Origin of the sequence: Schumannella sp. 10F1B-5-1 (assembly GCF_006517535.1) — a bacterium.
Lineage (GTDB): Bacteria > Actinomycetota > Actinomycetes > Actinomycetales > Microbacteriaceae > Schumannella.
On record NZ_VHQH01000001.1, the window covers coordinates 273,775 to 287,654 of the forward strand.

Below are 13,880 nucleotides of genomic sequence, written 5' to 3' on the forward strand. Positions count from 1 at the left end.
CTGGCGCGGCGGCACCCAGCGGGCTCGCGCCGCTAGCGTCGGCGGGGTGAGCTTCCCGTCGCGCATCGTCATCGTCCACGGCTACCAGGCGCATCCCGCGGCGCACTGGTTCCCCTGGCTCGCGGCGCAGGCAGCCGAGCGCGGCGGGCGGGTCGAGGTCGTCGCCCTGCCCGACGCCGACCACCCGACGCGCGCGGGCTGGGATGCCGCGGTCGCCGACGCGATCGGCGAACCGGATGCGGGTACCTGGGTCATCGGGCACAGCCTCGGCTCGATCACGGCGCTGCGCTGGGCAGCCGCGCTGCCCGCCGGGTCGCACGTCGGCGGCGTGCTGCTCGTCGCCGGCTTCGGCGAGCGCCTGCACACGATCCCCGAGCTCGACGAGTACCTCGCCGAGTCGTTCACGGCCGGGGACGCGGCGCGCGTGCAGCAGGTCGCCGGCACGGTGCGCGCGATCCACTCCGACGACGACGCGATCGTGCCGCCGCCCTACAGCGAGCGCATCGCCGCGCTGCTCGGCGTCGAGCCCCTCGTGGTGCCGGGCGGCGGGCACTTCCTCGACCGCGAGGGCTGGCTCGAGCACCCCGAGGTGCTGGCGGCGCTGCACGGGTGAGCCGCGCATCCATTCGCCGCACCGCGTTGACCGCAGGTTCGATGACGCAACTCAGCAAGGATGCGGCGCGGCGGCCCGCGACGGTCCCCTCGCGGAATCGCTGCTGAATTGCGACACGGGCAGTTGACGCAATTCAGCACGGATCCCACGGGACGACCCACGACGGTCATCCTCGGGTGTCCGTGCTGAGTTGCGGAACCCGGCGCACGAACGGCGACCCAGCAGCAGCATCGATGTGCGGCGCGGCCGACCGACCGACCGGCGTCAGCGCGCGCGGTGGTCGGGGATCGTGAGGCGCGGGCCGCGGCGCTCGTAGCCGATGCCCGAGCCCTCGATGAGGCGCACGACGCGCTGGCGGTGTCCGCGCCAGGGCTCGAGCAGCTCGCGCATCCCGTCATCGTCGACGCGCGCTCCGGTCAGCGCCCAGCCGACGTTCTTGCAGGTGTGGAAGTCGCCGAAGCTCACCGCGTCGGGGGCGCCGTGGCTGCGCTGCACGGTCTCGGCGGTGGTCCACACGCCCACGCCGGGCACCGTGCGCAGCCGACGCTGGGCCTCCGCGACCGGCAGCGCTCCCCCGCGCTCGAGCCCCTCGGCCACCGCCAGCACGCGCTGCACGGTGTCGCGCCGCTGCGGGGTGACGCCCGCGCGGTGCCACTCCCAGCTCGGGATGCGCCGCCACGCGGCGACCGTCGGCAGCACGTGCATCCCCCGCGGCGCGGGACCCGGTGCGGCCTCGCCGTGCCGCGCGACGAGCGTGCGCCACGATCGCGACGCCTCCTGGCCCGTCACCTTCTGGAAGAAGATCGCCGGCAGCAGCGCCGCCAGCACCTGGCCGGTGCGCGCGAGCCGCAGGCCCGAGCTGCGCCGGTGCAGCTCCGCGATCAGCGGATGCCGGTGGGCCTCGAAGTCGTCGAGGTCGTCGTCGGCGCCAAGCAGCTGCGGAACCAGCTCGAGCGCGGCGCCCGCTCCCGCACCCCAGGCGTCGGCGTGCACGGTCGCCGCCGCGGCGTCGGCCCGCAGCCGCAGCGTCGCCGTGCCGGCCGGCGTGCGGAACACGAGCCAGTGCGCCTCCCCCTCGCGCCGCGAGGTCGGATCGCTGCCGAACTGGGCGATCGTCCCGAGCGTGCGGCGCAGGTCGACGCGGTGCCCTGGCGTGTACCGGGTCGAGAGCGGGGCGGGGTCCGGGGCCGGGCGAGGGGCCGTGGATGCGCGGCCTCCGGCATCGCGCACGGGCGACGCCTCGACGGCGCTCACGCGGCCCACCGCATCCACTCGCTCACGCGGCGACCCTAACCCCGCCCGCCGACGCCGCCCAGCACCTCCCGAGGGTGGCCACGAATGCCCGCCTCGCCCGGCGTGTCCCGTGCAGTTCTGGCCACCCCGATCGCGCACCTCCTGAGGGTGGCCACGAACGCTCGCCGCACCCGGCGTGTCCCGGGCAGTTCTGGCCACCCTGGCTGGGGGCGCCGCCGCACGGTCCCGACCGCACGTGCACCTCGTCCCGCATGAATCGCACGAATCGCACGAATGTGCACGACACGGCAGGATGTACGCGTGAGCATCGGCATCCTGACCAGCGGCGGCGACTGCCCCGGCCTCAACGCGGTCATCCGCGGCGCAGTCCTCAAGGGCATCACCCAGAACGACCTCGAGTTCGTCGGCTTCCGCAACGGCTGGAAGGGCGTCGTCGACGGAGACACCGTCCCCCTCGGCCGCCCCCAGGTGATGGGCATCTCGAAGCAGGGCGGCACCATCATCGGCACCTCGCGCACGAACCCCTTCGAGGGCGACGGCGGGCCCGAGAACATCGCCGCGATGATGGAGGAGCAGGGCATCGACTCGCTCATCGCCATCGGCGGCGAGGGCACCCTGGCCGCGGCGAAGCGGCTGACGGATGCGGGCATCAAGATCGTGGGCGTTCCCAAGACGGTCGACAACGACCTCAGCGCCACCGACTACACCTTCGGCTTCGACACGGCGGTGCAGATCGCGACCGAGGCGATGGACCGCCTGCGCACCACCGGCGACTCCCACGGACGCTGCATGGTCGCCGAGGTCATGGGGCGCCACGTCGGCTGGATCGCCCTGCACTCGGGCATGGCCGCGGGCGCGCACGCGATCCTCATCCCCGAGCGCAAGACCAGCATGGAGGAGATCACCGACTGGGTGCGCGCCGCCGCCGACCGCGGCCGTGCTCCGCTGATCGTCGTCGCCGAGGGCTTCAAGCTCGACACCATGGACGACGCGCACTCCGAGCGCGGACTCGACGCCTTCGGCCGCCCCCGCCTCGGCGGTATCGGCGACATGCTCGCGCCCGAGATCGAGGCGCGCACCGGCATCGAGACCCGCGCGACGACACTGGGTCACATCCAGCGCGGCGGCACGCCCTCGGCCTACGACCGCGTGCTCGCCACCCGCTACGGCATGGCGGCGGTGGATGCGGTGCTCGAGCAGCGCTGGGGACGCATGGTCGCGCTCCGCGGCACCCAGATCGTGCACGTGCCGTTCGAAGACGCCCTGGGCCGCCTGAAGACGGTGCCGCAGTCGCGGTACGACGAGGCCGCGGTGCTCTTCGGCTGAGCCTGCCCGCAGCCGGCGCACGCCCGTCACCCGCCCGCCGCGCGCTCGGCGCACGCTCGGCGCGCGTAGGGTCGGGCGCATGGTGCGCGCGATCCAGGTGACCAAGGGCGGCGGCGACGGACCCCGCTTCGTCGAGCTGAACGATGACGAGCTGGGCGAGGGCGACACCCTCGTCGATGTGCTCTGGTCGAGCCTCAACTTCAAGGACGGGCTGGCGCTCGCCGGCAATCCGGGCGTCGTGCGTGTCTCGCCGCTCGTGCCCGGTATCGACGTCGTCGGCCGAGTCGTCGAGTCGGTGGATGCGCGGCTCGCGCCCGGCACCGAGATCGTGCTGACCGGCGCGGGCCTCGGCGAGACCCGCAACGGCGGCTACGCGGAGCGCGCTCGCTTCGACGGCGCGCTCGCCGTGCCGGTACCCGAGGAGCTCGGCGCCCGCCGCGCCGCCGCGATCGGCACCGCCGGCTTCACCGCCGCGCAGGCCGTGCTCGCGCTCGAGGACCACGGCATCCCCGACGGCCCCATCGCCGTGACCGGCGCGAGCGGCGGCGCCGGCTCGATCGCGGTCGCCCTGCTCGCGGCGGCCGGACGCGAGGTCGTCGCCGTCACCGGCAGCCCCGACGCGCAGGACTGGCTGCGCGAGCTCGGCGCCGCGGACTTCGTCGACCGGGCCGAGTTCGCCGAGGCCGGCAAGCCCCTGCAGGCAGAACGCTGGGCCGGGGCGATCGACGGCGCCGGCGGTGCGACGCTGCACAACCTGCTCGCGCAGACGCGGCACGGCGGCGCGGTCGCCGCCTACGGCCTCGTGCAGAGCGCCGAGCTGCACACGAGCGTGCATCCGTTCATCCTGCGCGGGGTCGCTCTGCTCGGCATCAACTCGGTCGAGGCGGGAGCGGTCGAGCGCGCCCGCGTGTGGGAGCGGCTGGCTCGCGACCTCGACCCCGACCTGCTCGATCGGGCGACGACCGAGATCGCGCTCGACGACGTCGTGGATGCGGGCGCGGCCATCCTCGCCGGGCGCACCCGCGGGCGTACCGTGGTGGCCGTGAACCCCGACGCCGGCTCCGACGCCGCAGCCACCGCCGAGACCCCCGTGACGACCGCCGCCGCCGCTGCGAACGACACGGACGCGTGACCGGGATGCTCATCGCCGGGTCGATCTTCGCCGTGCTCGCGGCGCTCATCCACGTCTACATCTTCTTCCTCGAGAGCGTCGCCTGGTCGGGCGAGAAGACGTGGCGGCTGTTCGGCCTGCGCTCGCAGCAGGAGGCCGACACGGTCAAGCCGATGGCCTTCAACCAGGGCTTCTATAACCTCTTCCTCGCGATCGGTGTGGGCGTCGGGCTCGTGCTGCTCGCCTCGACCTCGGTCGCGCAGGCCGGATTCGGCGTGCTGATCGCGTCGCTCTCGAGCATGGTGCTCGCGGCCGTCGTGCTGATCACCTCGAACCCGAAGCTGGCCCGGTCCGCGGCCATCCAGGGCATCGCCCCGCTGATCGCGGTCGTGCTGCTGCTCGTCGCGATCCTCGGCTGAACGCCGCAGAGCGACAGTTCGACGCCGAGCCGCGCCAGCCGCACCCGACGCGGTCCCCGAACCCCACGCGTCCGGGCCCGAACGGGCGCTTATAGACCCGAAGCGGTCGCGAACGCAGGTCGACACGCCCGAAACCTCCGAATACCCCGAACGGGGGGACGACCAGGGATAACCCGGATCGATACTGTCGGACACGACGTGCGGCGGATCGGGGGATCCGACAGGTCGGGACGCCTGTTGCGCTCGTCAACCGGGGGGAACACGCGTGAACGTGATCGTTGAACGCTCATCGTCGCAGGACATCGCAACAGGCCGAGCGCCGAGGCGCCTCACCGTCGTCGCCGTCACCGCCATTGCGGTCGCGATGTCGGTCGCCGCGAGTCTGCTCGCAGCACCACCGGCGCACGCCGCGCTTCCCGCGTCGAAGACGCAGATCATCCAGACGATCCTGCGCGACACCAACGAGATCCGCCGCAGCGTCGGCCTCTCGCCCCTCATCCTCAACACGGCCATCAACACGGTCGCCGAGAACTGGTCGAAGCAGCAGGCGGCCAACGGCGCGATGAGCCATAACCCGAACTACTCGAAGCAGATCCCCTCGGGCTGGCGAGGCGCCGCCGAGAACGTCGCCTACGGCTACCGCTACACCGAGGTGACGACGGCGTGGAAGAACTCGCCAGGCCACTACAAGAACATCGTCGGCGACTACACCGACATCGGGATCGGGATCGCCGAGTCGGCGAACGGCACCCTCTACTACACGCAGAACTTCGGCCGCTATCCCGGCAACACGATCAGCGGGGCACCGACCCCAGTCGTGGTCGGCAATAAGCTCCAGGATGCGCGCACCGGTGCAGCATGGTCCGCGAAGGCGGTCAACTGGCCGAGCTTCGAGTACGCCTGCCAGCAGGGGTGGGGCTACTCGGCGGCGGGCGCGACCAGCGCGGCGGCCTCTGCCATGACGAGCTGGGGCATCACCGCAGTCCGACTGCCCCTGAATCAGGACTGCTGGCTGGGCGTCGACGGGCAGCCTGCCTTCGGCTCGGCCTCGGGGTATCGATCGGCGGTCGCGGCCTTCGTGGGCGCGCTGAACGCGGCGGGACTCGTCGTCATCCTCGATCTGCACTGGAGCGGGCCGGCAGGAGCCGCGTCCGATGGTCAGCGCGCGATGCCCGACGGCCAGTCGACGACGTTCTGGTCGCAGGTCGCCGCCGCCTACAAAGGCAACAGCTCGGTCATGTTCGATCTCTTCAATGAGCCGTACTCCCGCGACGGCTTCGCTCTGACCTGGGACTGCTGGAAGAACGGCGGATGCCAGGCGCCCGTCGAGGCCGACGGTGCCGCGACATCGGGAGGCACCTATGCGGTGACGGGAATGGCGACCCTGGTGTCGGCGGTGCGCGCGGCCGGAGCGTCGCAGCCCATCCTGCTCGGCGGACTCGACTATGCGAACGACCTGCGCGGCTGGCTGACCAACCGCCCGAGCGACGACCAGCTGGTCGCTTCGTGGCACAACTACCCCCAGCAGCGCTGCAGCTCGACGACCTGCTGGAACAGCGAGGTCAAGCCGGTGGCGGCGAGTGTTCCGGTGATCGCGACCGAGTTCGGCCAGAGCGACGGCGGCAGCGCCTTCCTCGACAGCTTCCTCGACTGGGCCGACGCGGCCGGCGTTGGCTATGCACCCTGGGCCTGGTGGTCGGTGAGCTCGTCGGAGTCGCCCGAGAACGCGAACTACGCTCTGATCACCGATACCAACACCTTCACCGCCAAGGCCCCGTCGGGTACGGCATTCAGAGATCATCTGAGTTCCTCCGTGCCGGCCGCACGCTCAGACTTCTCCGGCGACGGCACACCTGATGTGCTCGTGCGCAACCCGGGCGGAGCTCTCGTGCTCTACGCCGGCGACGGCCGAGCCGGATGGCGTGCGCCTCGCCAAGTCGGATCCGGGTGGGGCGGGATGTCGGCTCTGACCATGACGTCCGACTTCGATGGCGACGGCTTCACCGATGTTCTGGCGCGCGACGGTCGGGGATCGCTCTGGCTGTACCCCGGAGACGGCAAGTCGGGGTGGAAGACGCCGAGGGTGGTCGGGTCCGGGTGGAACGGCATGACGTCGATCATCGCCGCCGGGGATTGGAACGGTGACGACCTCGCTGACGTCCTGGCTCGTCGCAGTGACGGCAAACTCGTGCTGTACCCCGGAGACGGCAGAGGCGGATGGGGATCTGCACGCACGATCGGGTCCGGCTGGCAGATCTTCACCTCGGTCTTCGCCGCGGGAGACTTCGATGGCGACGGTTTCCCCGACCTCCTTGCACGCACCTCGGGGGGAGACCTCGTTCTCTATTCCGGTGACGGCCGAGGAGGATGGATCACTGGCACTCCGGTTCGCGTCGGTGTCGGGTGGCAGGGTTTCACCGCGCTCACGGCGCCGGGCGATCTCGACCACGATGGCGCCATCGATCTACTTGCGCGATCTGCCTCCGGCGAACTGATCATGTACCAGTCGAACGGCAAGGGCGGCTGGAACGGCCGTCGGACGGTCGGATACGGGTGGACCGGCCTCGATTTCGTCCACAGCTGATATCCGCACGGCGCGGAAGCCTCGGGACTGGACACAGTGAGCGTCGAGTCCCTCGAGCAGCCCGCTCAGCGTAGTGCGACTCCCCCTCCCGGTTCGCTCGACGACGGTCCACGGCGACGGCACTGATCGCGCCCCGCTCCGCTCAGCCCTGCGGCGCCTCCGCCGCGGCCGCCGCGCGCGCGGCGGCCGGCAGGGCCGACAGGATGCGGTCGAGCGCCGCGGAGTCGTGCGCGGCCGACAGGAACCAGGCCTCGAACACGCTCGGCGGCAGGTTGACGCCCTGCTCGAGCATCGACGAGAAGAACGGGCCGTAGCGCCAGCCCTCCTGGGCGCGGGCGTCGTCGTAGTCGCGCACGGGCGCGTCGCGGAAGGCGACCGAGAACAGGCTGCCCGCGCGCGAGAGCACGTGCGACACCCCGGCGGCCGACAATTCGGCGGTGAGCGCCGAGGCGACCGTGTCGGCGGCCGCATCCACGCGCTCGTAGACCGCCGCATCCGCCGCGCGCAGCGTCGCGATGCCCGCGGCGACCGCGACCGGGTTCCCGCTCAGCGTGCCGGCCTGGTAGACGGGGCCGAGGGGCGCGAGCAGATCCATCACCTCGGCGCGGCCGGCGACCGCGGCGAGCGGCATGCCGCCGCCGATGACCTTGCCGAAGGTCACGAGGTCGGGCGTCCAGCCGGCGCCGTCGGGCACGACGCGCGAGGCCTCGAGGCCCCACCAGCCGGCCGGTCCGACGCGGAATCCGGTGAGCACCTCATCCACGATGATGAGGGCGCCGTTCTCGCCAGCGAGAGCGGCGAGGGCGCGGTTGAAGCCGCGCTCGGGCGCGAGCACACCCGCGTTCGCTCCGGCGGCCTCGGTGATCACACCGGCGATGCGACCCGGATGCGCGAGGAATGCCGCGCGCACCGCATCCAGGTCGTTGTAGGGCAGCACGAGCGTGAGCCCGGCGACCTCGGCGGGCACGCCGGCCGAGCCGGGCAGTCCGAGCGTCGCGACACCGGAGCCGGCATCGGCCAGCAGCCCGTCGGAATGCCCGTGGTAGTGCCCGGCGAACTTGACGATGACGTCGCGGCCGGTCGCCCCGCGGGCGAGGCGGATCGCGGTCATGGTCGCCTCGGTGCCGGTCGAGACCATGCGGATGCGGTCGAACAGCCGCGTGCCGTCGATCGTGGTGCGCTCGCGCACCAGCTCGGCCAGCTCGGTCTCGGCCGGGGTCGAGGCGCCGAACGAGAGACCGCGGGTGGCCGCATCCTGAACCGCCTTGACGACGCTCGGATGGGCGTGACCGAGCAGCGCCGGGCCCCAGGAGCACACCAGGTCGACGTACTCGCGCCCCTCGACGTCGGTCACGTACGGGCCCCGCGCTCCGACGAGGAAGCGCGGCGTTCCGCCGACCGAGCGGAACGCGCGCACGGGCGAGTTCACCCCGCCCGGGATGACGCCCTTCGCGCGGGAGAACTGCTGGCTGTTGTCGCCCATGACGGGTTCCTTCCGATCCGTGCCGCGGCATCGCCGGGCATCGCGCGAGGCATCGCCCGCGGCGAGGAGTTCAGTACGCGCCGACCGGGAGCACCCCGGATGCGCTGGGGCGCCCGCGCAGCCACCCGGCCACCTCGATCGCCCAGTAGGTGAGCAGGCCCTCGGCGCCCGCGCGGCGCAGGCCGACGAGGCTCTCGAGGATCGCGCGCTCGCGGTCGATCCAGCCGTTGCCGGCGGCGGCCTCGATCATCGCGTACTCGCCGCTGACCTGGTACGCCCAGACGGGCACCGGGGATGCGGCGGCCGTCTCGGCGAGAACGTCGAGGTACGACATGGCCGGCTTGACCATGACGATGTCGGCGCCCTCCTCGACGTCGAGCAGCGTCTCGCGCAGACCCTCGCGACGGTTCGCGGGGTCGAGCTGGTAGGTGCGGCGGTCGCCCTGCAGCGACGACTGCACGGCCTCGCGGAACGGCCCGTAGAACGCCGAGGCGTACTTGGCCGTGTAGGCGAGCAGGGCGGTGTCGGTGTGGCCGGCCGCGTCGAGCGCCTGGCGCACCACGCCGACCTGGCCGTCCATCATCGCGCTGAGGCCGAGCAGCGGCGAGCCCGCCTCGGCCTGCGCGAGGGCCATGTCGCGGTAGCGCTCGAGGCTGGCGTCGTTGTCGACGCGACCCTGCGCATCCAGCACGCCGCAGTGGCCGTGATCGGTGAACTCGTCGAGGCAGAGGTCGGTCTGCACGACGAGCGCGTCGCCGGCCTCGGCGACCGCGAGGCGGGTCGCCACGTTGAGGATGCCGTCGGGGTCGGTCGCGCCCGAGCCCACCGCATCCTTGTGCTCGGGGATGCCGAAGATCATGACGCCGCCGAGGCCCGCCTCGGCGGCACGGGCGATCTCCGCCCGCAGCGAGTCGAGGCTGTGCTGCACGACGCCGGGCATCGAGGTGATCGGCTTCGGCTCGGCGAGGCCCTCGCCGACGAACAGCGGCAGGGTCAGCTCGGCCGGGTGCAGGCGCGTCTCGGCGACCGCGCGACGCAGGGCGGGCGTGGCCCGCAGGCGACGCGGGCGGATGCGCGGGAAGGCGGGCAGGTGGGCGGGCTCGGTCATCCGTTCTCCGCGTAGTCGATGAGGGCGTCGATGAGTCCGACCGCGCTGCGCTCCTCGGCGATCACATGCACCGGCAGCCCGGCGGCGCGGGCGTCGAAGGCAGTGCGCGGGCCGATGCAGGCGACCACGACGCTGTCGGGCAGGGGCGCCAGCTGCTCGGCGACCTGACGGGCGATCGATCCCGAGGTCACGAGCACGGCCTGGATGGCGCCGCCCGAGACGTCGCGCTTGACCCAGTCGTCGACCGGCACGCCGACCGTGCGGTAGGCGCTGACGAACTCGACCGCGAAGCCGAGCTTCTGCAGGCCGGCGACGAGGGTGGGCTCGGCGATGTCGGACTGCGGGATCAGCACCCGGCCCCGGATGTCGCTGTGCGGCCACTCCTTGACGAGTCCGCGGGCGGAGTTGTCGCCCTCGGGGATGAAGTCGACCGTGTAGCCGGCAAGACTCAGGGCGGCGGCGGTCGTCTCGCCGACGGCGGCGACGCGCGTGATCTCGGGCACCCGGATGCGCTGGCTGACCAGCACATCGACGGTCGTCGCGCTCGTCACCACGAGCCAGTCGAAGCGCCCCAGCTCGAGCTCGCCGAGCGCGGCCGACAGCTTGTCGGGGTCGTCGGTGCTGGCGAAGTTGATCATCGGCGCGACCACCGGGAACGCGCCGTGCGTGCGCAGCTCGGCCGCGACGCCGTCGCCCCACTTGCCGCCGCGCGGCACGAGCACGCGCCAGCCGCCGAGCGACTTGTCGCCGGTCACGAGGCGGCTCCGCCGGAGCCCGCGCCGGAGCCCCCGCCGAGCGGGGCGAGGTCGGCGGCGCCGTGCGCCAGCAGCTCCTCGGCGACGCGCTGGCCGAGCTCGGCCGACGGGTCGCGCGCATCCTCGGGGTACATGGCGTGCGAGGCGGTCAGCTCGGCGGTGCCGTCGGGCGCGTAGACGCGGGCCGAGAGGAACAGCAGCCCGTCTTCGAGGATCGCGTGGGCGCCGATCGGCGCCGCGCATCCGGCCTCGAGGCGGGCGAGCACGGCACGCTCGGCCTCGACGGCCAGGCGGGTCGGGCGGTGGTCGAGCTTCGCGACCTTGCTCCCCTCGCCCGCGCGCACCTCGACCGCGAGGGCGCCCTGGCCCGGCGCGGTCGGCCAGTCGCTCAGGCTCAGCAGCTGGGTCACCGGCTGCAGGCGGTCGAGCCGCTCGAGCCCGGCGACGGCGAGCACGATCGCGTCGAGGCGGCGCTCGGCGTCGACCTCCTCGTCGGCTCCCGTCACGCGCGCCAGGCGGGTGTCGATGTTGCCGCGGATGTCGACCAGCTCCAGGTCGCCGCGCTGCATCGCGAGCTGCGCGCGGCGGCGGGGCGAGCCCGTGCCGACGCGGGCCCCGGCCGGCAGACCGGCGAGGTCGAGGCCGTCGCGGGCGATGAGCGCGTCGCGCGCATCCGCCCGCTTCGGGATCGCCGCGATCTCGAGGCCCTCGGCCGGCGCGGTCGGCAGGTCCTTGAGGGAGTGCACGACCGCATCCACCTCGCCGGCCAGCAGCGCCTCGCGCAGGGCCGTCGCGAAGACGCCGGTTCCGCCGAGGGAGGCGAGGGAGGCGGTGCTGCGGTCGCCGTGCGACTCGATCGGCACCAGCTGGGCGTCGCCCAGACGCGTGGCCACCTGGCCGGACTGGGCGAGGGCGAGGGCGCTTCCGCGCGTTCCGATGCGCAGGGTCACGGGGCGATCCCCGCCGCGGCCGGCTTGAAGCCCGCCCGCACGTTCTCGCAGCACCCGGGTCGGCAGACGTCGAACCAGGGGCCCAGCTCGGTGACCGAGGGGCGCTCGGCGACCGGGGTGCCGTTCACGCGCTCGAGCACGAGGTCGACCAGACCGGTGACGTAGGCGGGGTCGACGCCCGGCGTCGGCGTGCGCAGGGCGACCATCCCGTGCTCCTCCGCGGTCTCCATCGCCTCGGTGTCGAGGTCCCAGAGCACCTCCATGTGGTCGCTGACGAAGCCGAGCGGCACGATCACGACGGCCTTGGCGCCCTCGCCGGCGGCCTCCTCGATCGCGTCGTTGATGTCGGGTTCGAGCCACGGCTGCGTCGGCGGCCCCGAGCGCGACTGGTAGACGAGCGACCACGGCACATCGGGCTCGCCGACCTGCTCCATCACGAAGCCGGCCACCGCGAGGTGCTGCGCGGCGTACGCGCCGCCCTCGCCGAAGTCGCGGTCGCGCGGGCCCGAGCGCACGGCGTCGTCGGTCGGGATGCTGTGGGTCGAGAACATGACCCGGATCTGCTCGCGCGCGATGCCGCGACCCAGCAGATCGGTCAGCGCATCCCGCACGCCCTCCTCGAAGGGGGCGACGAAGCCGGGGTGGTCGAAGAACTGACGCACCTTGTCGATCTGGATGCGATCGCCCAGCCCGGTCTCGTCGAGCGTGCGGGCGAAGTCCTCGCGGTACTGGCGGCAGCTCGAGAACGAGCTGTAGGCGCTCGTCGCGACCGCGATGAGCTTGCTGAAGCCGCGGTCGGCGGCCTCGGTCACGGCATCCGCCATGTACGGGTCCCAGTTGCGGTTGCCCCAGATCACCGGCAGCGCGATGTCGCGGCGGGCCAGCTCGTCTTCGAGGGCCGCCTTGAGTGCGCGGTTCTGGTCGTTGATCGGGCTCACGCCGCCGAAGTGGCGGTAGTGGTGTGCGACCTCCTCGAGACGCTCGTCGGGGATGCCGCGGCCGCGCGTGACGTTGCGCAGGAACGGGATGACGTCGTCCTGTCCCTCCGGCCCGCCGAAGCCGGCCAGCAGGATCGCGTCGTAGGCCACCGGCTCGACCACGTGCTCGGGGCCGCATGCGGCGGCCTCGGTGGCGTACGGGACGCGCACCTCGCCGAGTCCGCCGGCGACCGCATCCACGCCGTTGTTGGTGATGCTCACGCGAACACCCCCAGGATGTCCGCCGGTGCGATGAGGCGGCCGGTGTAGAACGGCACCTCCTCGCGCACGTGGCGGCGGGCCTCGGTGTTGCGCAGGTGGCGCATCAGGTCGACCAGCGAGACGAGCTCCTCGGCCTCGAGGCCGAGGATCCACTCGTAGTCGCCGAGCGCGAAGCTCGCGACGGTGTTCGGCTGCACCTCGGGGTATTCGGAGCCCTTGCGACCGTGGTCGCTGAGCATCGTGCGGCGCTCGTCCTCGGGCAGCAGGTACCACTCGTAGCTGCGCACGAAGGGGTAGACCGTCAGCCACTGCTTGGGCGGCAGCCCCTTCATGAAAGCGGGTGAGTGGTTGCGGGTGAACTCGGCCTCGCGGTGCACGCCGAGGGCGTTCCACACGGGCACGAGGGCCGAGATCGGGTCGGTGCGGCGCAGGGCGCGCAGCGCCTCCTGCACGTTCTCGGGCTTGTCGCCGGTCAGCCAGACGATCAGGTCGGAGTCGGCGCGGATGCCGGACGCGTCGTAGAGCCCGCGCAGCTCGACGCCGAGGCGGTCGAGGTGGGGCAGCGCATCCTCGAGGGTGGAGCGGGTGGGGAGAGGGGCATCTCCCCGGCGGAACACGGCCCAGAGGGCATAGCCGAGCCGGTCGGGAGCGTCAGTCGACATGATCCCCATCATCCCACGCTGATCAGGGCGATACCTGCGCGCGGGAGGGTGTGCAGACGGGCGCTCGGCGGGGTGCTCCGCCGCCACCGCCGCGGGGTCAGCGGCGCTTGCCGCCGAAGACGCCCCAGGCGATCAGACCGACCGTGGTGATCGCCGCGACGGCGCCGCCGACGACGAACGGCAGCGGGTTGTCGCGGTAGGCGACCTCGGCCTTCTTGGTGAGCTCGCCGACGCGCTTGGGCACGTTGAGCTTGTCCTCGATCGCGTCGAGCGTCTGCTCGAGGTCGGCGCGGGCCTTCGCGGCGGCGGCGCGGGCGTCGTCGGTGCTGCTCATCTGAGCCTCCTGGGTCGATGGCTGGAGTCGAATGGATGCGGTGCTCGGGTCGGGCGTCGCGTCGACGCCGCCCGCAGACGGT

Annotated in this window: 13 protein-coding genes; 5 read left to right on the forward strand and 8 right to left on the reverse strand. The window is 72.7% G+C overall.

All coding sequences use genetic code 11. The features are described 5' to 3' along the window. Positions 1-46: 46 nt before the first annotated feature. On the forward strand, positions 47-613 hold the full coding sequence (locus FJ658_RS01320) for an alpha/beta hydrolase (protein ID WP_219995682.1): 567 nt from the start codon (positions 47-49) through the stop codon (positions 611-613). 264 nt (positions 614-877) lie between these two features. Here FJ658_RS01320 and FJ658_RS01325 read toward each other — a convergent pair whose 3' ends face one another. Further along, positions 878-1,867: a DNA-3-methyladenine glycosylase gene (locus FJ658_RS01325; protein ID WP_255447488.1), complete on the reverse strand. Its 990-nt coding sequence runs from the start codon at positions 1,865-1,867 to the stop codon at positions 878-880. A gap of 300 nt (positions 1,868-2,167) precedes the next feature. Here FJ658_RS01325 and FJ658_RS01330 point away from each other — a divergent pair, with 300 nt between their 5' ends. The 4 genes from FJ658_RS01330 (at position 2,168) to FJ658_RS01345 (ending at position 7,307) form a co-directional block, all read left to right on the forward strand. Then, positions 2,168-3,193, forward strand: a complete 1,026-nt coding sequence (locus FJ658_RS01330; RefSeq protein WP_141143571.1) for a 6-phosphofructokinase — start codon at positions 2,168-2,170, stop codon at positions 3,191-3,193. Between the two features lie 79 nt (positions 3,194-3,272). Continuing rightward, positions 3,273-4,325, forward strand: a complete 1,053-nt coding sequence (locus tag FJ658_RS01335; RefSeq protein ID WP_141143572.1) for an MDR family oxidoreductase — start codon at positions 3,273-3,275, stop codon at positions 4,323-4,325. Between the two features lie 5 nt (positions 4,326-4,330). Further along, positions 4,331-4,723 (forward strand): DUF1304 domain-containing protein, encoded by a 393-nt coding sequence (locus tag FJ658_RS01340; RefSeq protein ID WP_141143648.1) that lies wholly within the window; start codon positions 4,331-4,333, stop codon positions 4,721-4,723. 364 nt (positions 4,724-5,087) lie between these two features. Next, on the forward strand, positions 5,088-7,307 hold the full coding sequence (locus FJ658_RS01345; RefSeq protein ID WP_141143573.1) for a cellulase family glycosylhydrolase: 2,220 nt from the start codon (positions 5,088-5,090) through the stop codon (positions 7,305-7,307). Between the two features lie 142 nt (positions 7,308-7,449). On the opposite strand, the gene FJ658_RS01350 is transcribed toward FJ658_RS01345, so the two are convergent. From FJ658_RS01350 to FJ658_RS01380, 7 genes are all read right to left on the reverse strand, one after another. Further along, entirely contained in the window at positions 7,450-8,790 is a 1,341-nt protein-coding gene (locus FJ658_RS01350) for a glutamate-1-semialdehyde 2,1-aminomutase (protein WP_141143574.1), read from the reverse strand. Between the two features lie 70 nt (positions 8,791-8,860). Then, on the reverse strand, positions 8,861-9,898 hold the full coding sequence (gene hemB, locus FJ658_RS01355) for a porphobilinogen synthase (RefSeq protein WP_141143575.1): 1,038 nt from the start codon (positions 9,896-9,898) through the stop codon (positions 8,861-8,863). Beyond that, positions 9,895-10,653 carry a uroporphyrinogen-III synthase gene (locus FJ658_RS01360; protein ID WP_141143576.1) on the reverse strand — a complete coding sequence of 253 codons (759 nt, stop codon included), beginning with the start codon at positions 10,651-10,653 and terminating at the stop codon, positions 9,895-9,897. Before FJ658_RS01360 ends, hemB begins: the two co-directional genes overlap by 4 nt. Beyond that, positions 10,650-11,603 (reverse strand): hydroxymethylbilane synthase, encoded by a 954-nt coding sequence (gene hemC, locus FJ658_RS01365; RefSeq protein WP_141143577.1) that lies wholly within the window; start codon positions 11,601-11,603, stop codon positions 10,650-10,652. The genes FJ658_RS01360 and hemC overlap by 4 nt, the downstream gene beginning before the upstream one ends. Further along, on the reverse strand, positions 11,600-12,796 hold the full coding sequence (locus FJ658_RS01370; protein ID WP_255447502.1) for a ferrochelatase: 1,197 nt from the start codon (positions 12,794-12,796) through the stop codon (positions 11,600-11,602). Before FJ658_RS01370 ends, hemC begins: the two co-directional genes overlap by 4 nt. A gap of 2 nt (positions 12,797-12,798) precedes the next feature. Continuing rightward, positions 12,799-13,473 (reverse strand): hydrogen peroxide-dependent heme synthase, encoded by a 675-nt coding sequence (hemQ, locus tag FJ658_RS01375; RefSeq protein ID WP_141143578.1) that lies wholly within the window; start codon positions 13,471-13,473, stop codon positions 12,799-12,801. Between the two features lie 88 nt (positions 13,474-13,561). Further along, entirely contained in the window at positions 13,562-13,798 is a 237-nt protein-coding gene (locus tag FJ658_RS01380; RefSeq protein ID WP_141143579.1) for a DUF3618 domain-containing protein, read from the reverse strand. Positions 13,799-13,880: the final 82 nt, after the last annotated feature.

Coding starts and splice junctions, on each gene's coding strand:
- FJ658_RS01335 (WP_141143572.1), top strand. CDS start 3,273: ATGGTGCGCGCGATCCAGGTGACCAAGGGCGGCGGCGACGGACCCCGC.
- FJ658_RS01340 (WP_141143648.1), top strand. CDS start 4,331: ATGCTCATCGCCGGGTCGATCTTCGCCGTGCTCGCGGCGCTCATCCAC.
- FJ658_RS01345 (WP_141143573.1), top strand. CDS start 5,088: ATGTCGGTCGCCGCGAGTCTGCTCGCAGCACCACCGGCGCACGCCGCG.
- FJ658_RS01350 (WP_141143574.1), bottom strand. CDS start 8,790: ATGGGCGACAACAGCCAGCAGTTCTCCCGCGCGAAGGGCGTCATCCCG.
- hemB (WP_141143575.1), bottom strand. CDS start 9,898: ATGACCGAGCCCGCCCACCTGCCCGCCTTCCCGCGCATCCGCCCGCGT.
- hemQ (WP_141143578.1), bottom strand. CDS start 13,473: ATGGGGATCATGTCGACTGACGCTCCCGACCGGCTCGGCTATGCCCTC.
- FJ658_RS01380 (WP_141143579.1), bottom strand. CDS start 13,798: ATGAGCAGCACCGACGACGCCCGCGCCGCCGCCGCGAAGGCCCGCGCC.